The organism is Paracoccus fontiphilus (genome assembly GCF_017356265.1).
GTDB lineage: Bacteria > Pseudomonadota > Alphaproteobacteria > Rhodobacterales > Rhodobacteraceae > Paracoccus > Paracoccus fontiphilus.
Genome location: NZ_JAFNAW010000004.1, coordinates 68,690 through 93,786, shown reverse-complemented (window position 1 = coordinate 93,786; position 25,097 = coordinate 68,690). Strand labels below are relative to the sequence as shown.

Annotated in this window: 24 protein-coding genes; 12 read left to right on the top strand and 12 right to left on the bottom strand. The window is 67.1% G+C overall.

Features of this window, described 5'->3' with window-relative positions; all coding sequences use genetic code 11:
- Positions 1–3: 3 nt before the first annotated feature.
- Positions 4–690 carry a hypothetical protein gene (locus J0F76_RS02955; protein ID WP_207465549.1) on the bottom strand — a complete coding sequence of 229 codons (687 nt, stop codon included), beginning with the start codon at positions 688–690 and terminating at the stop codon, positions 4–6.
- 175 nt (positions 691–865) lie between these two features.
- Here J0F76_RS02955 and purB point away from each other — a divergent pair, with 175 nt between their 5' ends.
- From purB to gap, 4 genes are all read left to right on the top strand, one after another.
- A complete protein-coding gene (purB, locus tag J0F76_RS02950) occupies positions 866–2,179 on the top strand; it encodes an adenylosuccinate lyase (protein WP_207465547.1) in 1,314 nt (437 codons plus the stop codon).
- 70 nt (positions 2,180–2,249) lie between these two features.
- The gene (locus J0F76_RS02945; RefSeq protein ID WP_207465545.1) at positions 2,250–3,260 is read left to right on the top strand and encodes a FliG C-terminal domain-containing protein; all 1,011 of its coding nucleotides are present in this window, start codon (positions 2,250–2,252) and stop codon (positions 3,258–3,260) included.
- Between the two features lie 41 nt (positions 3,261–3,301).
- Positions 3,302–3,445, top strand: coding sequence for a hypothetical protein (locus tag J0F76_RS02940; protein WP_207465542.1), 144 nt, complete (start codon positions 3,302–3,304; stop codon positions 3,443–3,445).
- An 88-nt stretch (positions 3,446–3,533) separates the two neighbouring features.
- Complete coding sequence (gene gap, locus J0F76_RS02935; protein ID WP_207465540.1) at positions 3,534–4,535, top strand: type I glyceraldehyde-3-phosphate dehydrogenase; 1,002 nt, start codon at positions 3,534–3,536, stop codon at positions 4,533–4,535.
- A 32-nt stretch (positions 4,536–4,567) separates the two neighbouring features.
- Here gap and J0F76_RS02930 read toward each other — a convergent pair whose 3' ends face one another.
- Positions 4,568–4,867, bottom strand: a complete 300-nt coding sequence (locus tag J0F76_RS02930; RefSeq protein WP_207465538.1) for an antibiotic ABC transporter — start codon at positions 4,865–4,867, stop codon at positions 4,568–4,570.
- Between the two features lie 139 nt (positions 4,868–5,006).
- Between J0F76_RS02930 and pyrC the strand changes: the two genes are divergently transcribed.
- From pyrC to J0F76_RS02910, 4 genes are all read left to right on the top strand, one after another.
- The gene (pyrC, locus tag J0F76_RS02925; RefSeq protein WP_207465536.1) at positions 5,007–6,050 is read left to right on the top strand and encodes a dihydroorotase; all 1,044 of its coding nucleotides are present in this window, start codon (positions 5,007–5,009) and stop codon (positions 6,048–6,050) included.
- The gene (locus tag J0F76_RS02920; protein ID WP_207465534.1) at positions 6,047–6,718 is read left to right on the top strand and encodes an orotate phosphoribosyltransferase; all 672 of its coding nucleotides are present in this window, start codon (positions 6,047–6,049) and stop codon (positions 6,716–6,718) included. Before pyrC ends, J0F76_RS02920 begins: the two co-directional genes overlap by 4 nt.
- Positions 6,719–6,827: 109 nt before the next feature.
- Positions 6,828–8,315, top strand: a complete 1,488-nt coding sequence (locus J0F76_RS02915; RefSeq protein ID WP_207465532.1) for a replicative DNA helicase — start codon at positions 6,828–6,830, stop codon at positions 8,313–8,315.
- Positions 8,306–8,662 carry a DMT family protein gene (locus J0F76_RS02910; RefSeq protein WP_207465530.1) on the top strand — a complete coding sequence of 119 codons (357 nt, stop codon included), beginning with the start codon at positions 8,306–8,308 and terminating at the stop codon, positions 8,660–8,662. Before J0F76_RS02915 ends, J0F76_RS02910 begins: the two co-directional genes overlap by 10 nt.
- 284 nt (positions 8,663–8,946) lie before the next feature.
- On the opposite strand, the gene fba is transcribed toward J0F76_RS02910, so the two are convergent.
- The 5 genes from fba to J0F76_RS02885 are packed head-to-tail and all read right to left on the bottom strand — an operon-like array spanning position 8,947 to position 12,983.
- Complete coding sequence (gene fba / locus J0F76_RS02905) at positions 8,947–9,981, bottom strand: class II fructose-bisphosphate aldolase (protein WP_207465528.1); 1,035 nt, start codon at positions 9,979–9,981, stop codon at positions 8,947–8,949.
- Positions 9,982–9,987: 6 nt separating this feature from the next.
- Positions 9,988–10,968, bottom strand: coding sequence for a class 1 fructose-bisphosphatase (locus tag J0F76_RS02900; RefSeq protein ID WP_207465525.1), 981 nt, complete (start codon positions 10,966–10,968; stop codon positions 9,988–9,990).
- A 1-nt stretch (position 10,969) separates the two neighbouring features.
- Positions 10,970–11,431 carry a D-erythrulose-4-phosphate isomerase gene (derI, locus tag J0F76_RS02895; protein ID WP_207465523.1) on the bottom strand — a complete coding sequence of 154 codons (462 nt, stop codon included), beginning with the start codon at positions 11,429–11,431 and terminating at the stop codon, positions 10,970–10,972.
- A gap of 13 nt (positions 11,432–11,444) precedes the next feature.
- Positions 11,445–12,206, bottom strand: a complete 762-nt coding sequence (locus J0F76_RS02890; protein WP_207465520.1) for a triose-phosphate isomerase — start codon at positions 12,204–12,206, stop codon at positions 11,445–11,447.
- A gap of 12 nt (positions 12,207–12,218) precedes the next feature.
- Entirely contained in the window at positions 12,219–12,983 is a 765-nt protein-coding gene (locus tag J0F76_RS02885) for a DeoR family transcriptional regulator (protein ID WP_207465518.1), read from the bottom strand.
- A gap of 145 nt (positions 12,984–13,128) precedes the next feature.
- Between J0F76_RS02885 and tkt the strand changes: the two genes are divergently transcribed.
- On the top strand, positions 13,129–15,159 hold the full coding sequence (gene tkt / locus J0F76_RS02880; RefSeq protein WP_207465515.1) for a transketolase: 2,031 nt from the start codon (positions 13,129–13,131) through the stop codon (positions 15,157–15,159).
- 83 nt (positions 15,160–15,242) lie between these two features.
- Here the strand turns inward: tkt and J0F76_RS02875 are convergent, their stop codons facing one another.
- Genes J0F76_RS02875 through J0F76_RS02855 form a run of 5 tightly spaced genes read right to left on the bottom strand, consistent with a single transcriptional unit; the run spans position 15,243 to position 21,372 of the window.
- Positions 15,243–16,193, bottom strand: a complete 951-nt coding sequence (locus J0F76_RS02875; RefSeq protein ID WP_207465506.1) for a sugar-binding transcriptional regulator — start codon at positions 16,191–16,193, stop codon at positions 15,243–15,245.
- Positions 16,193–17,338: an iron-containing alcohol dehydrogenase gene (locus J0F76_RS02870; protein WP_207465503.1), complete on the bottom strand. Its 1,146-nt coding sequence runs from the start codon at positions 17,336–17,338 to the stop codon at positions 16,193–16,195. The genes J0F76_RS02875 and J0F76_RS02870 overlap by 1 nt, the downstream gene beginning before the upstream one ends.
- Positions 17,338–18,270 (bottom strand): sugar phosphate isomerase/epimerase family protein, encoded by a 933-nt coding sequence (locus J0F76_RS02865; RefSeq protein WP_207465500.1) that lies wholly within the window; start codon positions 18,268–18,270, stop codon positions 17,338–17,340. Before J0F76_RS02865 ends, J0F76_RS02870 begins: the two co-directional genes overlap by 1 nt.
- Before the next feature lie 5 nt (positions 18,271–18,275).
- Positions 18,276–19,805 carry a glycerol-3-phosphate dehydrogenase gene (locus J0F76_RS02860; RefSeq protein WP_207465499.1) on the bottom strand — a complete coding sequence of 510 codons (1,530 nt, stop codon included), beginning with the start codon at positions 19,803–19,805 and terminating at the stop codon, positions 18,276–18,278.
- 1 nt (position 19,806) lies between these two features.
- Positions 19,807–21,372 carry an FGGY-family carbohydrate kinase gene (locus J0F76_RS02855; RefSeq protein WP_207465496.1) on the bottom strand — a complete coding sequence of 522 codons (1,566 nt, stop codon included), beginning with the start codon at positions 21,370–21,372 and terminating at the stop codon, positions 19,807–19,809.
- A gap of 384 nt (positions 21,373–21,756) precedes the next feature.
- On the opposite strand from J0F76_RS02855, the gene J0F76_RS02850 reads away from it, so the two are divergent.
- The 3 genes from J0F76_RS02850 to J0F76_RS02840 are packed head-to-tail and all read left to right on the top strand — an operon-like array spanning position 21,757 to position 25,012.
- On the top strand, positions 21,757–22,422 hold the full coding sequence (locus J0F76_RS02850) for a DUF2291 family protein (RefSeq protein ID WP_207465494.1): 666 nt from the start codon (positions 21,757–21,759) through the stop codon (positions 22,420–22,422).
- The gene (locus tag J0F76_RS02845) at positions 22,419–23,954 is read left to right on the top strand and encodes a sugar ABC transporter ATP-binding protein (protein ID WP_207465491.1); all 1,536 of its coding nucleotides are present in this window, start codon (positions 22,419–22,421) and stop codon (positions 23,952–23,954) included. The genes J0F76_RS02850 and J0F76_RS02845 overlap by 4 nt, the downstream gene beginning before the upstream one ends.
- Before the next feature lie 23 nt (positions 23,955–23,977).
- The gene (locus J0F76_RS02840; protein ID WP_207465490.1) at positions 23,978–25,012 is read left to right on the top strand and encodes an ABC transporter permease; all 1,035 of its coding nucleotides are present in this window, start codon (positions 23,978–23,980) and stop codon (positions 25,010–25,012) included.
- The last annotated feature ends 85 nt before the right edge of the window (positions 25,013–25,097 follow it).

Here is a 25,097-nt window from a genome sequence, read left to right as displayed (position 1 = left end):
CGCTTACATCCGGTGGACGCGATCGGAATCGCCCGCATCCCGGCGCGTGCCGGCGACGTGCTCTCCGCGCAGGGCCGATCGCAGCTGGTCCGCCGTGGCCGCGAATTCCGAGATCACGTCGGTTGCCTGCCGGGCAACGCTGCGAAAGCCATCCATGGCGACGCCCAGGGACTTGGCCACGCCTTCAAGGCTTTCGGACAGCCTTTCGGACGTATGGATCAGATCCTCGACAAAGTTGCCCTTGCGCGCTTTCGCCGGCTTGGGGGCCTTGGGGGCTTCGCGATGCTGCGAAGCCTCGGCGCGCAAGCGCGCGACCTCTTTCCGGTCCTCGCGGTCCTGCGCGCGGACCCGGCGGCGCATCGCCTCGCGCTCATCCTCGTCCATCTCGACGAAGCGGGGGGCCGCATAGCGGCGCTGGTGCTTGGGGTGCGGATCGCCTGCCACGGCATCGGCAACGGCGCGGACGGCATATACGGCGGCCGCGGTGCCGCCCGCGACACCAAGGGCGATGCCGCCCCAGACGGCGATCTTTGCGCCAAGCGAGGGGGTCGGATAGGACGACCGCCCGTCCGGCGCCATGCGCCCCGAGGGGATCGTCCGGCGCGACTGCTGATAGCCTGGATATTTGTGGCCCTGCGGCACGGGACGGGGGCCGAACCGCGTCTCGCTGGTGCGGTCGGCTTCGGTCATCGGGCGGTCATCGTCATGGGTCGGGTGCATCGCATCTCTCCGGCGTTGTCGGATTGGTCGAATCCTCAACAGCTTGCGCCGCTGGAATGTTCCCATTCCGGCCGTGGGGGAAATCGAAATCTTGCCGCCGCGTCATCACCCCGCTATGCCCGCCCCATCCGGAAAGGAGCCCGCCATGATCCCCCGCTATGCCCGCCCCGAAATGACCGCCATCTGGTCCCCTGAAACCAAGTTCCGCATCTGGTACGAGATCGAGGCCCATGCCTGCGATGCCCAGGCCGACCTGGGCGTCATCCCGCGCGAAAACGCCGAAGCCGTGTGGCGCGCCAAGGACGTGGAGTTCGACGTCGCCCGCATCGACGCCATCGAGGCCGTCACCAAGCACGACGTCATCGCCTTCCTGACCCATCTGGCCGAGCATATCGGCTCGGACGAGGCGCGCTTCGTCCACCAGGGCATGACCAGCAGCGACGTGCTGGACACCACGCTGAACGTGCAGCTTGTCCGCGCCGCCGACATCCTGCTGGCCGATCTGGACCGCGTTCTGGAGGCGCTGAAGCGCCGCGCCCATGAGCACAAGGACACCGTCCGCATCGGCCGCAGCCACGGCATCCACGCCGAGCCGACGACCATGGGCCTGACCTTCGCCCGCTTCTACGCCGAGATGGACCGCAACCGGACCCGCCTTGAAACGGCGCGGTGGGAGGTTGCGACCGGTGCGATTTCCGGCGCTGTCGGCACCTTCGCCAACATCGACCCCGCGGTCGAGGAGCATGTCTGCGCCAAGCTGGGCCTGCGCCCCGAGCCGATCTCGACCCAGGTCATCCCGCGCGACCGCCACGCGATGTTCTTCGCCACCCTGGGCGTGATCGCCTCCAGCATCGAGAACATCGCCATCGAGATCCGCCACATGCAGCGGACCGAGGTTCTGGAAGCCGAGGAATTCTTCAGCCCCGGCCAGAAGGGGTCCTCCGCGATGCCGCACAAGCGCAACCCGGTCCTGACCGAGAACCTGACCGGCCTTGCCCGGCTGGTGCGCATGACCGTCATCCCGGCGATGGAGAACGTGGCGCTGTGGCACGAACGCGACATCAGCCATTCCTCGGTCGAACGCGGCATCGCGCCCGATGCGACCATCACGCTGGACTTCGCGCTGAACCGGCTGGCAGGCGTGATCGACAAGCTGGTCGTCTATCCCGAAAACATGCTGCGCAACATGAACAAGTTCAAAGGGCTGGTCATGTCGCAACGCGTGCTGCTGGCACTGACCCAAGCCGGCGTCTCACGCGAGGACGCCTATCGGCTGGTGCAGAGAAACGCCATGAAGGTCTGGGAACAAGGCGCTGACTTCAAGGAAGAATTGCTTTCCGACCCCGAGGTGACGGCGGCCCTGTCGCCCGCCGAGATCGAGGAAAAGTTCGACCTTGGCTATCACACCAAGCACGTCGACACGATCTTCCGCCGTGTGTTCGGGCAAGGCGGGAAATAGGCCGACGTAAACCGCGTGTTAGGAAAGCTCTGCCAGATTGGCCGCAAGGACGGTCAATCTGGGCAGGGCCATGACGATACACACGGGTTTGAACCAACGGCAAAAGGCGGCGGTCATCGTCCGCCTTCTGCTGGATGACGACGAAGCGTCCAGCCTGTCGCGGCTGGACAGCGAAAGCCAGACCCTGCTGGCCGAGGAAATGGCGGGGATGGAGTTGATCGACCGCCAGACCCGTGACGCGGTCATCACCGAATTCTGCGACCGGCTGGAATCGGTGGGCGTGACCTTCCCCGGCGACCTGGACGGCACGCTGGCGATTTTGGGGCAACAGCTTTCGGAAGACAGCACCGACCGGCTGCGCCGCCGCGCGGTGATTCAGGGCCGGGGCGATCCCTGGATTCGCATCGCCGCCCTGCCCGCCCCCGCCGTCCTGTCGCTGGCCACCTCCGAGGCGGTCGAGATGGTGGCCCTGATGCTGTCCAAGCTGCCGGTGGAACGCGCGTCCGAAGTGTTCGTGGGCCTTCCCCGCGAACGGGCGCGCGCCGTGGCGCAGGCCATGTCCATGACGGCGGGCGTCACGCCCGAATCGCTGCACCGTGTCGGCCTGATCCTGTTGCAGGCGGCCGAGGCCCTGCCCCGCCCTGCGCTTTCCACCCCCGCGACGGACCGGATGGGGGCGATCCTGAACTTTGCCACCGCCGACCTGCGCGACGACGTTCTGGACAGCCTTGACCGGCACGACGCCGATTTCGCGGGCAGCGTGCGCAAGGCGATCTTCATCTTCGCCCATATCCCCGCCCGCGTCATGCCGCGCGACATCCCGCGCATCATCCGCGAGGTTGACCAGCTGGTCCTGGTCCGCGCGCTTGCCGCCACCGGCGAGGCCGAGGCCGCAGCGGCCGAGTTCATCCTGACGAACCTGTCTCAGCGCATGTCCGACGGCCTGCGGGAGGAACGCAACGATCTGGGCAAGCTGCGCGGCTCGGACATCGAGGAGGCGATGACCGAGGTCGTCTCGGCCATCCGCCGTCTCCAGGAAGCGGGCGAGATCACGCTGCTTCTGCCGCAGGACCAGGATTAGCGGCGCTTGCACCGCCCGCGCGACAGGCGGATAAGACGGACATGACCAATACCATCGCCATCGCGCTTCTGGTCGTGATCCTGGGGCTGTTTGTCGCCGACCAGTTGTGGCTTCAGTGGCAGTTGCCGCTGATGGCCGCCCGCATGATGGACGGCTTCATCGAATATCTCAGCTTCTGGCGCTAACAAGCCGCCGACGCGCAGCACGGCATTTGCATCAGCCGAAACAGCACGATACGAGGGGCGCAACGTCACTTGGTCGGGAGAGAGAACCATGGCTGTCAAAGTTGCGATCAACGGTTTCGGGCGGATCGGCCGGAACGTCCTGCGCGCCATCATCGAATCCGGGCGCACCGATATCGAGGTCGTCGCGATCAACGATCTGGGCCCCGTCGAAACCAACGCGCACCTGCTGCGCTATGACAGCGTCCACGGCCGCTTCCCGGCGCAGGTGACCGTCAACGACGATTCCATCGACGTGGGCCGCGGCCCGATCAAGGTCACCGCGATCCGCAATCCGGCCGAGCTGCCCTGGGGCGACATCGACGTGATCATGGAGTGCACCGGCATCTTCACGTCCAAGGACAAGGTCCAGCCGCACCTGTCCACCGGCGCCAAGCGCGTGCTGATCTCGGCCCCCGGCGACAATGCCGACAAGACCATCGTGTTCGGCGTGAACGACGACACGCTGACCGCCGACGACCTGGTCGTGTCGAACGCGAGCTGCACGACGAACTGCCTGTCGCCCGTCGCCAAGGTGCTGAACGACAGCATCGGCATCGCAAAGGGCTTCATGACCACGATCCACAGCTACACCGGCGACCAGCCGACGCTGGACACGATGCACAAGGACCTGTACCGCGCCCGCGCAGCCGCCCTGTCGATGATCCCGACCTCGACCGGCGCCGCCAAGGCCGTGGGCCTGGTGCTGCCGGAACTGAAGGGCAAGCTGGACGGCGTGGCGATCCGCGTGCCGACGCCGAACGTCTCGGTCGTTGACCTTGTGTTCGAAGCCAGCCGCGACACCTCGGTCGAGGAAATCAACGGGGCCATCAAGGCGGCGGCCGACGGCCCGCTGAAGGGCATCCTCGGCTATACCGAGGAGCCGCTGGTCTCGTCGGACTTCAACCACGATCCGCATTCGTCGGTCTTCCACATGGACCAGACCAAGGTAATGGAAGGCCGCCTGTGCCGCATCCTGACCTGGTACGACAACGAATGGGGCTTCTCGAACCGCATGTCGGACACGGCGGTGGCGATGGGCAAGCTGATCTGATCACAGAACGGCGGGGGAAACCCCGCCGTCTTCTATCGCACCTTGGTCAGGCGGCGCGAATTGGCGCGGGTCCGCTTGCCGTAGGGGCGCAGGGCCGCAGCCATCACGCGCTCGGCACTGTGTCCACGACCTGCCGCCTGCGCCATGGCAAACAGCGATTCCGTGGCGGCGGCCTGCTTTTCGGCCACCATGCGGAACGGCTCTCCGGGCGCCTGGGTCATGACCCCCATCATCCCCGCAGTCCGAAGACCGATCACGGTCTGCGCCTCGATGGCCATCCGGGCAAATTGTGCCCACAGGCGAACAGGGTTCTTGGGCATCATGGGGAACATCGAGTCATCCTTTGCATCAATCCCCCTAAGGTGGGGTGACGTGAAGGTCAGCACAAGAGCGACCTTGGGACAGGGTGCAATGCGATTTATGCAAGTCCCGCGCTTGGCAACGCGCCGGCGCCATGTATAGAGGCAGGCCATGACCGACCGCATCACCCTTCGCCGCCCCGACGATTGGCACCTGCACCTGCGCGACGGCGCGATGCTGGCCGCCGTCGCGCCCCATTCCGCGGACTTCGGCCGCGCCATCATCATGCCGAATCTCGTGCCGCCGGTCGTGACCGGCGCCCAGGCCGCCGCCTATCGCGACCGCATCCTGGCAGCCCTGCCCGCAGGCGCCGCCCTGCAGCCGCAGATGACGCTGTACCTGACCGACGGGACCGACCCCGCCGATGTCGTGGCCGCCTTCCGCGACGGCATCATCCGCGCGGTCAAGCTTTACCCCGCCGGCGCCACGACCAACTCCGCCAGCGGCGTGACCGATTTCGACCGCGTGCAGCCGGTTCTGGAGGCGATGGCCGAAGCGGGCGTGACCCTTTGCGTGCATGGGGAAGTCACCGACCCGGCCGTGGACATCTTCGACCGCGAGGCCGTGTTCATCGACCGCGTGCTGGACCCGCTGCGCCGCCGCACCCCCGGCCTGCGCGTCGTGATGGAGCATATCACCACCAGCGACGGCGTGGCCTATGCCCGGTCCGGCGGCGACGACCTGGCTGCCTCGATCACCACGCATCACCTGGTCATCAACCGCAATGCGATCCTCGCTGGCGGCATTCGCCCGCATTACTACTGCCTGCCCGTCGCCAAGCGCGAATCGCACCGCCTGGCGCTGCGCGAGGCCGCGACAGGCGGCGAGGCGCGGTTCTTCCTGGGCACTGACAGCGCCCCCCATGCGGACAGCGCCAAGCTGCAGCCCTGCGGCTGCGCGGGCTGCTTCACCGCGCCCAATACCATGTCGATCCTGGCCCAGGTGTTCGAGGACGAGGGCGCGCTGGACAGGCTGGAAGGCTTCACCAGCCTGCATGGCGCCGCCTTCTACCGCCTGCCTCCTAACGACGACCGGATCACCCTGGTCAAGCACGACACGCCCGCCGCATACCCGGCGCAGATCGACGCGGGCGACGAGACCGTCACCCTGTTCGATCCCGGCTTTCCCCTTTACTGGCACCTGGAGGACCGATGAGCCTGACCTTCCCCACGCGCGAGGAGATCGCCCGCCTGTCCGCCCGGATGCTGCTGGAAATCAAGGCCGTCGATTTCAACGCAAAGACGCCCTTCACCTATGCCTCGGGCCTGAAGGGGCCGACCTATGTGGATTGCCGCCGCATCATCAGCTTTCCGCGCGTCCGCCAGACCCTGATGGACTTCATGGCAGCGACCGTGATGCGCGACGCGGGATTCGAGGTCTTCGACAACGTGGCGGGCGGCGAGACGGCGGGCATCCCCTTCGCGGCCATGGTCGCCGAACGGCTGGGCCTGCCGATGACCTATGTGCGCAAGAAGCCCAAGGGCTATGGCCGCAACGCCCGGATCGAGGGGGTGATGACCGAAGGCCAGCGCGTGTTGCTGGTCGAGGATCTGACCACCGACGGCGGCAGCAAGCTGTCCTTCGTCGATGCGATCCGCGACACCGGCGCCACCTGCGCGCATACGGCGGTGATCTTCTACTATGGCATCTTCCCCGAGACGACGCAGCGTCTGGCCGATCATGGGGTTTCCCTGCATCACCTCTGCACCTGGTGGGACGTCCTGGCCGAGGCGAAGGCGCAGGCTGCCTTCGACACGGAAACGCTGGCCGAGGTCGAGACATTCCTGACCGATCCCCGCGCCTGGCAGGCCGCGAACGCCTGACTTATCCACAGGCGATCCACAGATCGGCCCCCCGATATTCCATCGCGCGGCGTTCCCCGGGCGGTGCATCGGGTGTAGAACAGGGGATTAAGAACAAAGGGGGCAGTTCATGACCAACCTGCGCGCGATCATTCCGGGCCAGCCCGTCGGCGCCGAGGACGCAGCCTCGATCCCCTTCTCGCTCGAGGCCGAGCAGCAGCTTCTGGGCGCGCTGCTGACCAACAACGATGTCTTCGACCGCGTCAGCCAGATCATCAAGGCCGACCACTTCTATCACCCCGTCCATTCACGCATTTACGAGATCTGCGCGGAACGCATCCGCAAGAACGCGCTTGCCAGCCCCGTCACCATCAAGGCCTTTCTGGAACATGACGAGGGGCTGAAGGAACTGGGCGGCGCGCCCTATCTGGCACGCTTGGCGGGGGCCGCGATCAGCGCCTATGCCGCGCGCGACTATGCGCAGATGATTCGCGAATTCGCCCTGCGGCGCGAGCTGATCCAGCTGGGCCAGGACATTTCCGCCCGCGCGGCCACCGTCGAGGTCGGCGACGAGGCCGAGGAGCAGATCAAGGCCGCCGAACAGACGCTTTACAAGCTGGGCGAGGCAGGCACCGCCGAACGCGGCTTCCAGTCCTTCCTCAAGGCCGTGACGGGCGCCGTCCAGGCCGCAAACGCCGCTTATCAGCGCGACGGCAAGCTGTCGGGGATCTCGACGGGGCTGATCGACCTGGACGCCAAGATGGGCGGCTTGAACAATTCCGACCTGGTCATCCTGGCGGGCCGTCCCTCGATGGGGAAAACCTCGCTGGCGACCAACATCGCCTTCAACATCGCCAAGGCCCACAAGACCGGCGAGCGTCCCGACGGCACCATCGGCACGGTCGAGGGCGGCGTCGTGGGCTTCTTCAGCCTGGAGATGTCAGCCGAACAGCTTGCCGCGCGCATTCTGTCGGAAGCGGCCGAGGTCCCCTCCGAACGCATCCGCAGCGGCAACATGGACGAGGCCGAGTTCCGCCGCTTCGTCGAGGCCGCGCACGCCTTGCAGAACTGCCCGCTGTATATCGACGACACGCCTGCCCTGCCGATCAACCAGCTTGCCGCCCGCGCGCGCAAGCTGAAGCGGACTCATGGGCTGGATGTGCTGATGGTGGACTATCTTCAGCTTCTGAAGGCCGCCTCGGCCAAGGACAGCCGCGTGAACGAGGTCAGCGAGATCACGCAGGGCCTGAAGGCCGTGGCGAAGGAGTTGAACATCCCCGTCATCGCCCTGTCGCAGTTGTCGCGCCAGGTGGAAAACCGCGACGACAAGCGTCCGCAGCTTTCGGACCTGCGCGAATCCGGCTCGATCGAACAGGACGCCGATATCGTGATGTTCGTGTTCCGCGAGGAATACTACAAGGAGCGCGAAAAGCCGTCGGACAGCGACCTCGATGCCATGGCCAAGTGGCAGCAGATCATGGAGCAGTGCCACGGCAAGGCCGAGGTGATCCTAGGCAAGCAGCGCCACGGTCCCATCGGCACGGTCGAGCTGTCCTTCGAGGGACAGTTCACGCGATTTGGCAACCTGGCGAAGGACCGGCAGGCGCAATGGGACTAGGCCTGCCGGTCCCTGCCATTACCATCGGCCTGCTGATCGCCTCCAACGTCTTCATGACGGTGGCCTGGTATGGGCACCTGAAGTTCAAGACGGCGCCGCTGCTGACGGTGATCGCTGTCAGCTGGTTCATCGCGCTGTTCGAATACATCCTGCAAGTGCCCGCCAACCGCATCGGCCACGGCCATTTCAGCGCCGCACAGCTGAAGACCATCCAGGAGGTCATCAGCCTGTCGGTCTTCGCGCTGTTCTCGTGGCTGTACCTGGGCGAGCGCATCGGCTGGCAGCACGGCGTGGGCTTCGGCCTGATCTGCCTTGGCGCGTGGTTCATCTTTCACGACTTCGGCTAGGCGCCCCGGCCGCGTCCCGGACCGAAGCTCGGCCGCGCCGGTAAGCACTCTTGGCAGCTGCCGGTTCTGATCGCGGACCGGCATCTGCGATGCAGATCGGCTCGGGCTCAAGGGCCTGATGCCGGAACGGCCCGATGCGTCTGGCTGGCACCGCCTCGGGGCCAGCCTCCGCCATGGGCGAGACCTTCCTCTCACGGCCATTTTCTTCAGGTGTCTTCCCGAAGGTCGGCTTCAAGGCAAGCGGCCACCCGCTGGGGTGGCCGCGAGCCGATCAGTCGGGCCGGTCAGTACCGCGAGGCCATCACCGACAGGGGCAGCGGCACGATCTTGTCGGCATTGCCGGCGGTACCGAAAGCTTCGAACCGGTCCTTGCAGACCTGCGACATCATCTGCATCGCGGGCTTCAGGTACTTGCGCGGGTCGAACTCGGACGGTTCTTCCGAGAAGACCTTGCGGATCGCGGCGGTCATGGCCAGGCGGTTGTCGGTGTCGATGTTGACCTTGCGGACGCCGTGCTTGATGCCGCGCTGGATCTCCTCGACCGGGACGCCCCAGGTCGGCTTGATGTCGCCGCCATAGCTGTTGATGATCTGCTGCAGATCCTCCGGCACGGACGACGACCCGTGCATCACCAGGTGGGTGTTGGGCAGGCGAGTATGGATTTCCTCGATCACGTGCATCGCCAGGATGTCGCCGTCGGGCTTGCGGCTGAACTTGTAGGCGCCGTGCGAGGTGCCCATGGCGATTGCCAGCGCGTCCACGTTCGTGTCGTTGACAAAGCGCACGGCCTCGTCCGGGTCGGTCAGAAGCTGGTCGTGGCCAAGCTGCTCGGTCGCGCCGTGGCCGTCCTCCTGATCGCCCATGCCGGTTTCCAGGCTGCCAAGGACGCCCAACTCGCCCTCGACCGAGACGCCGCAGGCGTGCGCCATCTCGACCACCTTGGCGGTGATGTCGCGGTTATAGGCGTAGTCGGCGGGCGTCTTGCCATCGGCCTTGAGGCTGCCGTCCATCATCACGCTGGTGAAGCCGTTCTGGATCGCGGTGGCGCAGGTGCCCAGGCCATTGCCATGGTCCAGGTGCATGCACAGCGGAATGTTCGGGAAAGCCTTGGCAAAGCCCTGGATCAGCCCCGCCAGCACCAGGTCGTTGGCATAAGCCCGCGCGCCCCGGCTGGCCTGCAGGATTACCGGCGAATTCGTCGCCGCTGCTGCGGTCATGATCGCCAGACCCTGCTCCATGTTGTTGATGTTGAAGGCGGGGACCGCGTAGCCGTTCTCGGCCGCGTGGTCGAGAAGCTGGCGCAGGGTGATCATAGCCATGGGGTCTTATCCTTTGCTGGGTTCGGCCAGATAGCCGAGGATCGTCTCGACCTCGTCCTTAGCGCCGAATATCAGGGGCGTCATGTCGTGTACCGCTAACGGTTTGCGATAACGGATGGGCTGCGTGCCGTCCGAAGCAAGACCGCCCGCCTGTTCGACCAGAAAGGCGATGGGCATGGCCTCGTAGACCAGCCGCAGCTTGCCGTTCCGGTATCCGGGGCGGTTGTCGGCGGGATAGAGGAACGCCCCGCCGTTCAGCAGGATGCGGTGCAACTCGCCCACGGCGGCGGCCAGCCAGCGCATGTTGTAGTTCTTGCCCAGCGGCCCGTCCCGGCCCGCGCGCAGGTCGGCGACCCAGGCTTGCAGGCCCCGCGCCCAGTGGCGTTCGTTGGACGCATTGTAGGCGATGGTCGAGGCGGCGGGCTTCAGCGTGACGTTCTCGCGCACCATGCGGAACTCGCCGGCTTCGGCGTCCCAGCCGGCGATGTGGGTGCCGTCGCCCAGCGACCAGCCGAAGTCCATCGAATGGCCGAAGGAGGCGTATCCCGCCGCGACCACGCATTCGCCGGTGCGCAGGAAGCCCTCGGGCGCGGCGGGCATGATGCTGAACAGCATCCCCAGCGGCGCACCGATGCCGATGCTGCCGGACCCGTCGATGGGGTCCATCGCCACGTCCCAGTCCCCGTCGGGATTCAGCTCGATCACCGCCTCGGCTTCCTCGGACAGCACCTGGCGCACGCCCGCGTCGCGCAGCACGGCGATCATGTGATGATGCGCGCCGACATCCAGCGCCTTCTGCTTGTCGCCGGTGTCGTTGACGCCGACGATCTCGGTCGGGTCGCCGTGCAACCGACCCGCGCCGAGGCGTTCCATCAAGGGCGGCTGGGCTTCGGCGATGGCGCGGACGATGGCGGCAGGGCCATCCCCCGCCAGCACCTGCGACAGAAGGCGGCCCGTGGCCGGGCCGTCGTTCGGCAGTTTCAGCATGTCAGGCCTTGTTGTATTTCGCATCGACCGCGTCGATGGCGTTCACGTTGCCTGCGGATTTACCGGCCTTGTCGAAGTTTTCTGTCTCGGCCAGCCACTTGTCGGCAATGGCCTTGGCCAGTTCCGGCCCGATCACGCGGGCGCCCATGGTGATGATCTGCGCGTCGTTCGACAGCGCGGCGCGTTCGGCGGAATAGGTGTCGTGGGTCAGCGCGGCGCGGATGCCCGGCACCTTGTTGGCCGCGATGCAGACGCCGATGCCAGTGCCGCAGACCAGGATGGCGCGGTCATAGGTGCCGTCCTTGACCTGGCTTGCCACCCGATCGGACAGGTTGGCATAGAAGGCATCCGGACCTTCGTCGGTGCGGCTGATTTCCGCAACCTCGTATTTGCCTTTCAGGTGGTCGGCCAGGGTTTTCGCCAGACCTTCACCCGCGCTGTCGCCTGCGATTGCCAGTTTCATGATGTTCTCTCCTTCAGATGACGGCGCTGCAACGCGCCAGGATGTCAAGATAGCCGTCCACGTTCCAGGCGGAGCGGCCGATGAACAGCCCGTCGATGTGCGGGCATTGGATCAGTTCCTCGCAGTTGCCCGGATTGACCGAGCCGCCGTAAAGGCAGGGCACGCGACGACCCAGCACGTTCTGCGCCACCGCGATGATCTCGGCCTGCCGCGCATCGGCGTAGTCCGCCGACGCGGGGATGCCGTTCGCACCAATGGCCCAGACGGGTTCGTAGGCCAGCAGGATCTCGGCGGTCTTCTGGTCGCCCGACAGCTTGGACAGCGCGCCGCGCACCTGCGTTTCCAGCACGTCCTGCGCGCGCCCCCCCTCGCGTTCGGCCAGCGTCTCGCCGATGCAGATCAGCGGGATCAGGCCGTGGCGGACGGCGGCCTCGGTCTTGAGGCCCACGGTCTCGTCCGTCTCTCCGAAATGCTCGCGGCGTTCGGAATGCCCCAGTTCCACGATGTCGAGGTTGCAGTCCTTGAGCATCACCGGCGAGACCTCGCCCGTCCAGGCGCCCTCGTCCGCCCAATGCATGTTCTGCGCGCCGACCTTGACCGATGTGTCCGCCAGCCATTCCTTGACCTGCCGGACGGCGGTGAAGGGCGGGATCACGAAGCGCTGGATGCGCGGGTCGCGGTCGGCGTCCACTGCTGCCAGCCCTTCGGCGAAGACGCGCGCCTCGGCCAGCGTCTTGTTCATCTTCCAGCTTGTGCCGATCCAGAAATCGCTCATGTCAGTCCCCAATTAGTCCCTTGCAATGGTCAGCCGCAGCCCGGCCCGGTCGATCGCGGCGCGATCCTCGGGGGCCGGTACGGCATCGGTGATGATGGCGTCGAAGTCGGTCAGGTCCGCCAGCGCGTGCAGCGCCGACCGGCCGAAGCGGGTGTGGTTGACCAGCAGCACGGCCCGGTCGGCACTGGCGATCATCGCGCGCTTGGCGCGGACCGCCGCGTCGTCCATGTGAAAGGCCCGCAGCCCGGCCACGGCAGGGGTCGAGATGAAGGCCAAGTCGGCGCGCAGCCGCGACAGTGCATCCTCGGTCACGACGCCGAAGAAGCCGTTGAACTTGGCGCTGTAGGTGCCGCCCAACGCGATGAGGGTCACGCGGGGCGCGTCCTTCAGCCGCTCGATCACGGCGGCGTTGTTGGTGATGACGGTCAAGGGGGCCTTGTCGGTCAGGCTGGCGCCCAGAAGTGCCGCCATGGAGCCGTCGTTGACCATGACCGTCATGCCCGGTTCGACCATCTCCAGCGCCGCGCGTGCCATGCGGGTCTTGGCATCGCTGTCCTGCAAGGCGCGGATGCGGAAGTCGCTTTCAAACTGCGTCCCCGCCTCGATGGTCGCGCCTCCGCGCACCTTGCGCAGCACGCCCGCCTGTTCCAGGTCGTCCAGGTCGCGGTGGATGGTCATGCGCGACACGGCGAAACGGTCGGCCAGATCGTCCAGATCCACGGCACGCGCGCCCACCAGAAGATCCATGATCGCCTGCCTGCGTTCCTCGCGCTTCACCCGTACCTCCTCGGTTGCCACGGTTTGTAACACCGTCAGCAAAAATCACAACATCATTTTTGTGACTTTGTGATGGCAGTTTGTGATTATTGTTGTGATCGCTAGCGGTCCGGGGTATGCACCCCCAAACCCGTCGGAGGACCAAATGCCCCTAGATTCGCCCAAAGACCCCAAGATCGCCGCCAAGGCCGAACTGGACCCGCAGAACTTCGCGCTGGCCAACTGCATCCGCGCGCTGGCCATCGACGCGGTGAACGCGGCGAATTCCGGCCACCCCGGCGCCCCGATGGGTATGGCGGACGCGGCCACGGTGCTGTTCCGCAACCACCTGAAGTTTGACGCGAAAAACCCCGACTGGCCGGACCGCGACCGCTTCGTGCTGTCGAACGGCCATGCCTCGATGCTGCAATATGCGCTTCTGCACCTGACCGGCTATGAGGACATGACGCTGGAGCAGGTGCGGAACTTCCGCCAGTGGGGTTCGATCACGGCGGGCCACCCGGAGTACGGCCATGCCAAGGGGATCGAGACGACCACCGGCCCGCTGGGCCAGGGCATCGCCACCGCCGTCGGCATGGCGCTGGCGGAACGCGCGCTTGCGGCCGAGTTCGGCGACGATCTGGTCGATCACCACACCTATGTCTTCGTGGGCGACGGCTGCCTGCAGGAAGGCATCGGGCAAGAGGCGATCAGCCTTGCGGGCCACCTGGGCCTGGGCAAGATGATCGTGCTGTACGACGACAATGACATCACCATCGACGGCCCGACCTCGATCAGCTTTTCCGAGGATGTCCCGGCGCGGTTCGAAGCCTGCGGCTGGCATGTGCAGAAATGCGACGGCCATGACGGCAAGGCGCTGGATGCGGCGATTGCAGCGGCCAAGGCGGAAACCGGCAAGCCCTCGCTGATCGCGATGAAGACGGTGATCGGCTTCGGTTCGCCCAACAAGGCGGGCACCTACTCGGTCCACGGCTCGCCCTTGGGCAAGGACGAGGCCGCGCTGACCCGCGAGGCCATCGGCTGGGCGCATGAGCCTTTCGTCATCCCCGACGATCTGGCGGCCGAGTGGCAGCAGATCGGCACACGCGGCGCCAAGGACCGCGAGGCCTGGGAAGCCCGGCTTGCGGGCAAGTCCGCCGAGATCCAGGCCGAGTTCAACCGCCGCCAGTCGGGCGAGCTGCCCGAGGGTTACGAGGCCGCGCTGAAGGCCGCGCGCGACGCGCTGTTCGCGGAGCCGAAGAAGGCCGCGACCCGCAAGGCCAGCCAGATGGCGCTGGAGCCGCTGACCGCCGCCCTACCCGAGATGATCGGCGGGTCCGCCGACCTAACCGGGTCGAACCTGACCCGCGTGAAGGCCGTGGACAGCCAGTACACGCGCCAGGCACCGGGCCGCTATATCGGCTATGGCGTGCGCGAATTCGGCATGTGCGCCGCGATGAACGGCATCAACCTGCATGGCGGCTTCATCGCCTATGGCGGGACGTTCCTGGTGTTCTCGGACTATGCCCGCAACGCGATCCGCCTATCGGCGCTGATGGGGGTCGGCACGATCTTCGTGATGACCCATGACAGCATCGGCCTGGGCGAGGACGGCCCGACCCACCAGCCGATCGAGCATCTGGCAAGCCTGCGCGCCATCCCGAACCTGACGGTGCTGCGTCCCGCCGACACGGTCGAAACGCTGGAAGCCTGGGACATCGCGATCCGCAACCGCCATGTGCCCTCGCTGCTGGCCCTGTCGCGCCAGGACGTGCCGCAACTGCGCCTTGAGGCGGGCGACGAGAACCTGACCGCCAAGGGCGCCTATGTCATCCGACAGTTCGGCGAGGGCCGCGACGTGACCCTGATCGCCACCGGGACCGAGGTGCAGCTTGCCGTGCAGGCAGCCGAGGCCCTGCACGCCGACGGCCTGAACGTCGCCGTCGTGTCCATGCCCTCGTGGGAACTGTTCGACGCGCAGCCCGAGGACTATCGCAAGGCCACCCTGGGCGACGCGCCGCGCATTGCGGTCGAAGCCGCGGGCAAGTTCGGCTGGACGCGCTATGTCGCCTCGGAAGACGACGTGATCGGCATGAACGGGTTCGGCGCTTCGGCCCCCATCGACCGGCTGTATCAGGAGTTCGGCATCACCACCGACGCCATCATCGCCCGCGCCAAGGCGCTGACGGGCAAGTAAGCGATACCTGCGCGCGCAAGCCGCGCGCGGGGTCCAGCGACAGCGACCGGGTCGGGCCTTGCCCGACCCGTTTTCCGTTCCGGCTATCCGGCCAGGGCGCGCGCCGTGATCTCGTCCGTGATCAGCCCCCGCAGCCGTCCGCTGTTCAGGGCGGCGCGGATCGCCTCGACCTTGTCGGCGCCGCCTGCGATCAGCACGGTGCGGCTGTCGCCCGGTTCATCAAGGGCGGCCGACAGCGTTCGCGTGCTGAGCGTCGTGTCCAGAACCCGGCCATCGGCATCGAAGAAATGGCCCATCATCTCGCCCACGCCGCCGGCTGCGCGGATTTCGTCGATCTCGCGCGGTTCGATCATGCCGGAGGCAACAAGCTGCGCGCCGGGATCGACCGTGCCCATGCCCACGAACTTCAGCCCCGCACCGTTCGCCAGGTCGAAGATCTCGGCCACGCCCGGCTGCGCCAGCAGCACCGCGCGATCCATCCCCGAGTTCGCAAAAAAGGGCACCGGCAGCACATAGGCCTGCGCGCCCGTCTTTTCGGCCAGCCTGTGCATCACGTCATGCCGGTTGGCCGAATAGTTGCGCGTCAGCCCGCCCAGCAGCGACACGAAATGCGTGCCGTTGGCATCGAAGCGCGGCAATTGCTCGACCGCGGCGGCCAGCGTGCGCCCATGGCCCAGGCCGATGACGCGATGCTCGCCGCGCTCGATCTCGCGGCGCAGGAAGCTTGCGCCCGCAAGGCCAAGCGCGCGCAACGGCAGCCCTTCCTCGCCCAGGTCGGGGGCGACCTCGCAGAAGGCCAGGCCGTAGCGTCCGCACAGCCGATCCTCCAGCAGCGCGCATTCGACGATCTCGCCGTCGATGGAGACCTTGACGACGCCCTCGGCCACGGCGCGCGCGATCAGCCGGTGCGCCTTGACGCCGGTGACGCCCAGCCGCTTGGCGACCGCCGCCTGCGTCAGCCCGCCCGCGTAATGCAGCCAGGCCGCGCGGATGGCGAGGCTTTGTTCCGGGTCGATCCCTGCGCGCCGCGCCATCAGCCCGCCTCCTCCATGATGCGCCGAAGGTCGTTCGGGGTCAGCGCCGCCGGGTTGGCCTTCATCGACGATGACGTGGCGGCTGCATCCGCCGCAGCAGCCTGCGCCTCGGGTCCGACGCCCAGGGCCGACAGGGCGGGCAGGCCCGCGCGATGCGACCAGTCAGCCAGGGCGCGGGTTGCCTCGGGCATCGAGGCGAAGGGCGTGTCGAAGGCCGCGCCGATCCAGCGGGCGACCTGGTCCAGGCGCTCGACCGCGGCAGGGTCGGTGGCGGCGCGGCGGTTCGTCTCCAGCACATGGGGCAGCAGCGCCCCGCAGATCGCGCCGTGCGGGGCGCCGGTCAGCCCGCCCAGCGGTCCGGCAAGGCCATGGACCGCGCCCAAGCCCGCATTGGCAAGCGCCAGCCCGCCGCAGAGGGATACCCAGGCCATGTCGTCGCGAGCCTCGGCATCCTCATCCTCCATCAGCCGCCGCAGCGCCGCAAGCCCGCGCGGGATCGCGTCGCGGCAGAGCGCATCGGTCATGGGATTGGCGCGGGTGCAGACGTAAGGCTCGATCACCTGGGTGACGGCGTCCAACCCCGAGGCCAGCGTCACCGCGCGCGGACAGCCGTCGGTCAGCGCCGGATCGACGATGGCAAGGCGCGGCAGCATCCGGGCGTCGCGCAGGCTGACCTTGCGGCGGTGTTCCGGAACGCCGATCACGGCGTTGCGCGTGACCTCGGCCCCGGTGCCCGCCGTGGTGGGAAGGGCGACAAAAGGCAGCGGCGGATTGTCCAGCGGCAGACCCTGCCCCACGACCTCCAGGTGATCCAGCAGGGGACGGGTCGCGGGGACAAGCGCCGCGATGGCCTTGCCCGCGTCGATCACCGCGCCGCCCCCCACGGCCGCGACGACTTGGGCATCATCGGCCGCGTCGATGCCCTCCTTGATCAAGGCCACGTCCGGCTCTCTCGGGACCGAAAAACCCGTCACCGCGCAGCCCTGCCCCGCCAGCGCATCGGTCAGCCAGTGGGCCCGCCCGGCGTCGCGGCCATAGACCAGAAGCACCCGTTTCCCCAAGCCGGCCACCCTGGCGGCGGCTTGGGCCGCCTGCCCCCTGCCGAACAGGATCTCGGTGGCGGTGGCGAAGGCGAAGGGCTGCATCAGACCCTCAGCTTGTCCGCGCCGCTGTCGATATGCGGCGCCCAGAAGGCCACGCTTTCGGCGATCTGGGCGATCACCTGACGGTCGTTGGGTTCCCGTTCCTTGAAGGACAGTTCCAGGCAAATCTCGTTGTCCACGGCGCCGCCCTCGGCGAATGCCGCCAGCAGCGGTTCGGGCTGGATGGCGCCCTTGGCGTTGTATTCGGCGGTGAAGGGGCGGTGGCCCGACTTGTCCATCATCGACTGCTTGATGTGGATGATCGGGCTGACCTTCGGCACCGCGCGCGCCCAGGCATAGGGGTCGGTGTCGTCGGGATTGGGGCTGGTCACGTCGCCATGGTCGATGTCGGCCATCATCCACATCGGCACCGCCATGTTCGCCGCCGTCAACCGGTCCTGCAAGTCCATGCAGGCGGCGATGGTTTCGCCGAACTCGCGCCCCACGCTCATCGGTTCCCAGAAGACATAGGACAGGCCCGCCGCCTTGGCGTGGTCCGCGACCTCGGCCCAGCAGTCGATGGCGGTCTGGATCAGCGCCTCGCGCCGCTGCGGGTTATCGTAATCCCGATAGGTGAAGATCGCGAACTGCGTGCCGACCGACTGCCCGCCCAGATCGCCGATGATGTCGGCGAAGGTCTTGAACCAGTCCACGTAATAGCGCCGCACGTCGCGGTCGGGGTGGCCGAAGTGGTTCAGCCGCCCGTAAGGCCCGGTCATGCCGCTGGTCACGCGCACCCCGGTGCGGTCCAGCGCCGCCCCCATCTGCCGCGTCAGGCGGCGGATCACCGGGGCGGGCCAGCTTGGGTTGATGAATTCATGCGTCAGTTGCAGGTCGCGGATGCGCAGGTCGCGGGCCACGGTGTCGATCAGGTCGTCGGGATCGGCGAAGCGGTTGACCAGCGGGTTGGTGTTCAGCGAAAGCGTCAGGGCCATGGCGGTCACGCGGCACTGTTCAGATCGGCCGCAAGGTCGGACCCGGCGAACCAGTCGGCAAAGGCGTCGCGTTCGGCGGGCGTCAGGTGCAGGTAATGCTTGGTGCGCCGCCACAGGATGTCCTCGGGCGTCTGCGCCCATTCCTTTGCGACCAGATAGCGCGCCTCGGCCTCGTAGAGGGTGCCGCCGAAGTGACGGCCCAGGCCGTCCAGCGACATCGCGCCCGCCACCACGTCCTTGGTCCGCGCGCCGTACAGACGGGCGTAGTGGACGACCAGCGGACGCGGCATCCAGGGGTGCAACTGTCGCAACAATTCGACGAAGGACTCGAAATCGGCATTGGCGATCTCTCCGCCCGGCAGGGGGGCGGTTTCGGTCCAGTCGCCGCCCATCTTCGGGAAGATATCCTTCAGCTTGTGCATCCCGCGTTCGGCCAGTTCCCGGAAGGTGGTGATCTTGCCGCCGAAGACGTTCAGCAGCGGCGCGCCGCCGTTGGTGTCCAGGTCGAAGACATAGTCCCGCGTGACGGCGGACGGATTGCCCGCGCCGTCGTCGAACAGCGGCCTGACGCCGGAAAAGGCGTGCAGCACGTCCGAGGGCCTCAGCTTTTCCTTGAAATAACGGTTCACGGCGGCCAGCAGGTAGGTCACTTCCTCGTCCGAGATGGTGACGTCCTCAGCCCGGTCGTTCCACGGGATGTCGGTGGTGCCGATCAGCGCCTTGTCGCCTTCGTAGGGGTTGATGAAGATGACGCGCTTGTCGGTGTTCTGGACCAGGTAGGCCTGCTGGCCGGACCACCATTTCGGCACGATGATGTGGCTGCCCTTGACCAGCCGCACGTTGCGGGTCGAGTTCGATCCGGCCACATTGTTGATGATGTCGCTGACCCACGGCCCCGCGCAGTTGACGATGCAGCGGGCGCGGAAGGTGCGGATCTCTCCGGTCATGTCGTTGCGGGTCTGGACGGTCCAGGCGCCATCCTCGCGCCGGGCCGAGATGCAGGGGCTGCGGGTCAGGACCGTTGCGCCCTTTTCCGCCGCGCCCACGGCGTTCAGCACGACAAGGCGGGCGTCGTCCACCCAGCAGTCGCTGTATTCGAAACCACGGTGGTACTTGTCCAGCAGCGGCGCGCCCTCGGGGTCGCGGCGCAGGTCCAGCGTACGGGTGCCGGGCAGCTTCTTCCTGCCGCCCAGGTGGTCGTACAGGAACAGGCCCAGCCGGACCAGCCAGGCGGGCCGATCCTCAGGCGAATGGGGCAGGACGAAGCGCATGGGCCAGATGATGTGCGGGGCGGCGTTCAGCAGCACCTCGCGTTCGATCAGGGCTTCGCGGACCAGGCGGAACTCGTAGTATTCCAGATAGCGCAGGCCCCCGTGGACCAGCTTGCCCGACCGGGACGAGGTGCCCTGCGCCAGGTCGTCCTTCTCGCACAGCACGACCTTCAGCCCCCGGCCCGCCGCGTCGCGCGCGATGCCCGCGCCGTTGATGCCGCCGCCGATGACGAAAAGGTCGATCATGTCGGTGTCAGGGGTCATGCTAATGTCCTTTCGGGGATCGGGCCGCGGCAAGCGCGTCCCAGGCGGGCGGCAGGGCCCGGCGCGATGCGGAAAAGGCGGGATAAAGCGCGTCATAGGCGGCGACCAGCGTGGCGTCCGGTTGTTCGGCCTGGCCCAGCAGCGGCGTCACCCATTCGGCGATGCAGGCGTCCATGTCGGGATAGGCGCCGATGGCAACGGCCGCCATCATCGCGGCGCCCGCCGCGCCTGCCTCGTCGCGGTCAGACACGCGGACAGGGGCGTTCAGGCTGGCCGACAGAATGCCGCGCAAGCCGCGCGACCGGGCGGCGCCGCCGGTCAGGCGCAGTTCACCGGGCAGCGGCCCCATCGCGGCGTAGCAGTCGCGCATGGCCATGCCCAGCCCCTCGGCCACGGCGCGGATCAGGTCGGGGTACCGGTGGCCCGCAGACAGGCCCACGAAGCCCGCCCGCGCATCGGCATTGACGAAGGGCCCGCGCTCGCCCGCGTCCGAGATATAGGGGTGATAGACGATCTGGCCGGGTTTCGACTGCGCCAGCCAGCCTTCGATCTGCTGGACAAGGTCGCGATGGGTCACGGCATGGCCCATGTCGGACATGATGCCCGCCGCCAGCCCCAGCACCCAGTCGAGATTCAGCGTCGCCGCCATGTTGGTCTGGACCTGCGTGACGATGCCGGGGATCGGCAGGCAGATCACATAGCCGGTGCCCTCGTCGTTCAGGTGCACGTCCCCGGCGCGGACGGCGCGCAGGTGGACACCCGTGGACCCCACGGTCGAACAGGCCACGTCGCCCGCTGCCCCGCCGTAAACGCCCGCGCCAAGCGCCGTCATCACCATGTCCACATAGCCCAAGGATACCGGCGTTCCCGCCAGCAGGCCCGTTCGGCGCGCGGCATCGTCGGCCAGCGGATGCGTGACCTGCGATCCGTCGATGATCGGCGGCAGCAGGTTGCGGCGATGGGTCAGGCCCAAAGCCTCGATCACCGCGTCGTCGTATTGGCGCGTGCGGAAGTTGCCGAAGGTGAAACTCGCCTCGGACGGGTCAGTCGCACGCACGCCGGTCAAATTCAGATACAGCCAGTCCTTGCAATGCAAGGCGACCTCGGCCCTGTCCAGCAGGTCCGGCGCATGGGCGTCCATGTGGGCCATCTGGCTGCCCTGCTGGCAGGTGTTCAGTCCGGTGCCCGTCGCCTCGAACCGTGCGCGGTTCGCACCGCCGCGCGCCAAACGCGCCACCGTGGGCGCGGCACGGGCGTCCAGCCACAGCCATGCGTCGCCTACCGGCCCGCCCTTGCCGACCAGCCACGTCCCGTCGCCCTGCGCCGTCACGGACAACGCCGCCGTCCGCGTGGCAAGCCCGTCGACCTTGGCGCCAAGACCGCGCAGGGCCGCCGCGCAATCGTCCCAGGTCTGCGCCAGCGATTGCGTCGCCGCCCCGTCCGCGCCCGAATGATAGCGGTTCGGCACCGATGATGCCGCGACCTGCTGCCCCGAAAGGTCGAAGGCCACCGCCTTGATGACAGACGTCCCGGCGTCGATCCCGATCAGGATGTCACGGCCGGGCATGGCAAGAACCCCAGTGCAACGGGCAGAATGCGCAAGCAGTCATTCCCAAATTCCTCCTGCGCGGGACCACTGCTGGTCCGCGCCCCGTCCCAGATCTATACACCAACGATCCAAGGTCGTGAATGCATTTTTTTGCAGACATCGAAATTAATTTCAGCTAAGGTTGGCTTCAAGTGCAGGGATCGTCAGAGGAGGCACCCTGCCCGTTCAGCCGTCGCGGCCAATGGTCGCAGGGATGAACGACAGGAACGCCAAGGGGGGATCGGACATGACCGGCAAGCAGGCTGTGAATGCGCGGCGCCAGCGCAAGGTTCCGTGCGGCGACACCCGGCCGTCCGGGCCGGGCATCCGCTGACCTCCACCAGACATGCAGGGTCCACATCCATGACACACAGCATCACCCCGAACCCGCCCGCCCCCAAGGCCCCCGCCTCGTCCCGCCGGGGTCTTCTGATCGGCGTGGCAATTGCCGTCCTGCTGCTGGGCGGCATCGCGCTTGACACAACCGTGGTCCACATCGGATCGGAGTCGGACGTGCGCGCGCAGGCCTTTTCCCCCGATACCTACGGGCAGGAACAGTTCCCGCGCATCCAGGCCTTCGTGAAGGAAAAGGCGGTGGATGCCGCGACGCTGGCGCCCGAGGTCCTGGCCGACAAGAACGCGGTGGCCGAGAAATACGGCACGGCCTCGTCCACCGGCGCGATCATGTTCGTGACCGTCACCGGCGTGGCCGGAGAGGCGAAATCGGGCGTCTATCCGCTGCAGGCCGAGGGCGTGCCCGCCGATATCACCATCCGCGTCCAGACCGGCCCCGCGATCAACGGCACCGACCTGCGCGACGCGCCGGGCGACATCGCCTTTGGCGGCTTCAAGAACCAGATCGAATACCAGGACGCCGGATCGGGCATCAACCGCGCCATGAAGGCCGCCGTTCTGGACAACATCGACACCGCCAGCCTGACGGGCAAGACCGTGACCGTCACCGGCGCCTTCCGCCTGATCAATCCCAAGAACTGGATGATCACCCCGGTCGAGGTCGCGGTCCAATGACGGGCGGGCAAATCCAAGGCAATCCCGACGCGGCCGAGGTCGTCCTCGCCGCGCGCAATGTCGCCAAGTCCTATGGCAGCGTCCATGCGCTGAAAGGCGTCAACTTCGACATCCATCGCGGCCAGGTCACGACGCTGTTCGGCGAGAACGGCGCGGGCAAGTCCACGCTGATGAAGATCCTGTCGGGCGTGATCCAACCCACCACTGGCGACATTGTCCTGGACGGCCGGCCGGTCAGCTTTGCCAACGCCAACGAGGCGCGCGACCGCGGCATCTCCATCATCCACCAGGAGCTGTCGCTGGCGCCGAACCTTTCGGTGCGCGACAACATCTTCATGGGGCGAGAGTTGCGCGGCCCCCTGGGCGTGGACTTCGCCGAGGAGGAACGCCAGGTCCGCGCCCTGATGGAGGAACTGGAGGAGGAGATCGACCCCCTCACCCCCGTCGAGGAACTGCGCCTGGGCCAGCAGCAGATCGTGGAAATCGCCCGCGCCCTGTCGGTGGACAGCCGCATCCTGATCATGGACGAACCCACCAGCGCCCTGTCCGCGTCCGAGGTCGAGGTGCTGTTCAAGGTCATCCGCGACCTGACCGCGCGGGGCGTGTCCATCGTCTATATCTCGCACCACCTGGAGGAGGCGCTGACGATCACCGATCACGCGGTCGTGCTGCGCGACGGGACCATGACCGCCTATGCGCCGCGCGATCAGATCGACCTCGACTGGATCGTGCGCAACATGGTGGGCGAGAACTATGACCTGGGCAGCCCGCCCGACAGCGACAAGCGGGGCGTCGCGCTGTCGATCCGCAACCTGTCAGTGCCGGACGCGACCGGCAAGGATCTGGTCCGCGGCCTGTCCTTGGACGTGAAGGCCGGTGAGATCGTCTGCATCTATGGCCTGATGGGCGCGGGCCGCACGGAACTGCTGGAAACCTGCGCGGGGCGCCTGCGCGCCACCGGCGGCGAGATCGTGCTGGAAGGACAGGAGATCAGCCACCTGTCCATCGCCGAACGCATCGCGCGTGGACTGGCCCTTGTCCCCGAGGATCGGCAGCGCGACGGGCTGGTCCAGACCATGAGCGTGGGGCAGAACCTGTCGCTGGCCTCGATCGCCAGCTTCACGCGGGGGCTGTTCACCTCCAGCCGGGCCGAGAAGAAGCTGATCGACGACAGCATCCGCAACGTCACGGTGAAAACCTCGGGCGGGGCTGCGCCCATCGGGTCGCTTTCGGGCGGCAACCAGCAGAAGGTCGTGATCGGCAAGATGCTGGCCACGAAGCCCCGCGTCATCATGCTGGACGAGCCCTCGCGCGGCATCGACATCGGCGCCAAGGCCGAGGTCTTCCGCCTGCTGGCCGAAGGCGCGCGTCAGGGCCTTGCCGTCATCTATTCCACGTCCGAAGTCAGCGAATGCCTGTCCATCGCGCATCGGATCATCGTCATGCACAAGGGCCGGATCTCGGCCGAATTCGATTCCACCGTCACCAAGGAAAAGATCATGGCCGCCTCGGGCGAGTCCGTGGCTGCCTGACGGATCATGTGAGGGAGGAAACCATGTCCGCCACAACCGCACCCGCCGCCAAGGGCAACGGCTTCAGCATCGGCCGCCTGCTGCTGGAAGGCCGCGCCTTCTTCGCGCTGATCGCCATCATCGCGGTCTTCTCGTTCCTGTCGCCCAACTATTTCACGGTGTCGAACTTCCTGATCATGTCGTCGCAGGTCGCCATCTACGGCATCCTGTCGGTGGGCATGCTGCTGGTGATCCTGAACGGCGGCATCGACCTGTCGGTCGGCTCCATCCTGGCGCTGTGCGGCGTCTGCGCGGGCGCCATGATGCAGGGCATCACCTTGGATTGGGCGGGCGTTATCCTTTACCCGCCGGTCTGGGCCGTGGTGGTGCTGACCATCGCCATCGGCGCGCTTGTGGGGGCGCTGAACGGCGTGCTGATCGCCTTCTTCAAGGTGCCGCCCTTTGTCGCCACCCTGGGCGTGATGTATGTGGCGCGCGGCGTCGCGCTGCTGATGACCAACGGGCTGACTTACAACAACCTGCGCGGACAGGAAGCCCTGGGCAACACCGGCTTCAACTGGCTGGGCTTCAACCGCATCGGCGGCGTTCCGATCAGCGTGATCGTTCTTGCGGTGGTCGCGATCCTGGCCGGGCTGATGCTGTCGCGGTCGTCCTTCGGGCGCTGGCTCTACGCCTCGGGCGGGAACGAGCGGGCGGCGGAACTGTCGGGCGTGCCGACGCGCTTCGTCAAGATCACCGTTTACACCATCTCGGGGGCGCTGGCGGCGATTGCCGGGCTGGTGCTGGCCTCGCAACTGACCTCGGCCGGACCGACGGCGGGCACCACCTACGAACTGACTGCCATCGCGGCGGTGGTGATCGGCGGCGCGGCCCTGACCGGCGGGCGCGGCGGCGTGCGCGGCACCATGCTGGGCGCCTTCGTGATCGGGTTCCTGTCGGCGGGCCTCGTCATCATCGGCGTGTCGTCCTACTGGCAGACGGTGTTCACCGGCGCCGTGATCGTCCTGGCCGTGCTGATGAACTCGATCCAGTACGGCAAGGGCGGCCGCAAGTCCTGATCCTAGACCTTCCCCGTCCGGCAAGGGTTGCCGGGCGGAAAGCCTGCCCCAGCGGCAGTGTACCAACCCCAAGGGAGAGAGAGTA

Coding starts and splice junctions, on each gene's coding strand:
- J0F76_RS02955 (WP_207465549.1), bottom strand. CDS start 690: ATGACCGAAGCCGACCGCACCAGCGAGACGCGGTTCGGCCCCCGTCCC.
- purB (WP_207465547.1), top strand. CDS start 866: ATGATCCCCCGCTATGCCCGCCCCGAAATGACCGCCATCTGGTCCCCT.
- J0F76_RS02945 (WP_207465545.1), top strand. CDS start 2,250: ATGACGATACACACGGGTTTGAACCAACGGCAAAAGGCGGCGGTCATC.
- J0F76_RS02940 (WP_207465542.1), top strand. CDS start 3,302: ATGACCAATACCATCGCCATCGCGCTTCTGGTCGTGATCCTGGGGCTG.
- gap (WP_207465540.1), top strand. CDS start 3,534: ATGGCTGTCAAAGTTGCGATCAACGGTTTCGGGCGGATCGGCCGGAAC.
- J0F76_RS02930 (WP_207465538.1), bottom strand. CDS start 4,867: ATGTTCCCCATGATGCCCAAGAACCCTGTTCGCCTGTGGGCACAATTT.
- pyrC (WP_207465536.1), top strand. CDS start 5,007: ATGACCGACCGCATCACCCTTCGCCGCCCCGACGATTGGCACCTGCAC.
- J0F76_RS02920 (WP_207465534.1), top strand. CDS start 6,047: ATGAGCCTGACCTTCCCCACGCGCGAGGAGATCGCCCGCCTGTCCGCC.
- J0F76_RS02915 (WP_207465532.1), top strand. CDS start 6,828: ATGACCAACCTGCGCGCGATCATTCCGGGCCAGCCCGTCGGCGCCGAG.
- J0F76_RS02910 (WP_207465530.1), top strand. CDS start 8,306: ATGGGACTAGGCCTGCCGGTCCCTGCCATTACCATCGGCCTGCTGATC.
- fba (WP_207465528.1), bottom strand. CDS start 9,981: ATGGCTATGATCACCCTGCGCCAGCTTCTCGACCACGCGGCCGAGAAC.
- J0F76_RS02900 (WP_207465525.1), bottom strand. CDS start 10,968: ATGCTGAAACTGCCGAACGACGGCCCGGCCACGGGCCGCCTTCTGTCG.
- derI (WP_207465523.1), bottom strand. CDS start 11,431: ATGAAACTGGCAATCGCAGGCGACAGCGCGGGTGAAGGTCTGGCGAAA.
- J0F76_RS02890 (WP_207465520.1), bottom strand. CDS start 12,206: ATGAGCGATTTCTGGATCGGCACAAGCTGGAAGATGAACAAGACGCTG.
- tkt (WP_207465515.1), top strand. CDS start 13,129: ATGCCCCTAGATTCGCCCAAAGACCCCAAGATCGCCGCCAAGGCCGAA.
- J0F76_RS02875 (WP_207465506.1), bottom strand. CDS start 16,193: ATGGCGCGGCGCGCAGGGATCGACCCGGAACAAAGCCTCGCCATCCGC.
- J0F76_RS02870 (WP_207465503.1), bottom strand. CDS start 17,338: ATGCAGCCCTTCGCCTTCGCCACCGCCACCGAGATCCTGTTCGGCAGG.
- J0F76_RS02865 (WP_207465500.1), bottom strand. CDS start 18,270: ATGGCCCTGACGCTTTCGCTGAACACCAACCCGCTGGTCAACCGCTTC.
- J0F76_RS02860 (WP_207465499.1), bottom strand. CDS start 19,805: ATGACCCCTGACACCGACATGATCGACCTTTTCGTCATCGGCGGCGGC.
- J0F76_RS02855 (WP_207465496.1), bottom strand. CDS start 21,372: ATGCCCGGCCGTGACATCCTGATCGGGATCGACGCCGGGACGTCTGTC.
- J0F76_RS02850 (WP_207465494.1), top strand. CDS start 21,757: ATGACACACAGCATCACCCCGAACCCGCCCGCCCCCAAGGCCCCCGCC.
- J0F76_RS02845 (WP_207465491.1), top strand. CDS start 22,419: ATGACGGGCGGGCAAATCCAAGGCAATCCCGACGCGGCCGAGGTCGTC.
- J0F76_RS02840 (WP_207465490.1), top strand. CDS start 23,978: ATGTCCGCCACAACCGCACCCGCCGCCAAGGGCAACGGCTTCAGCATC.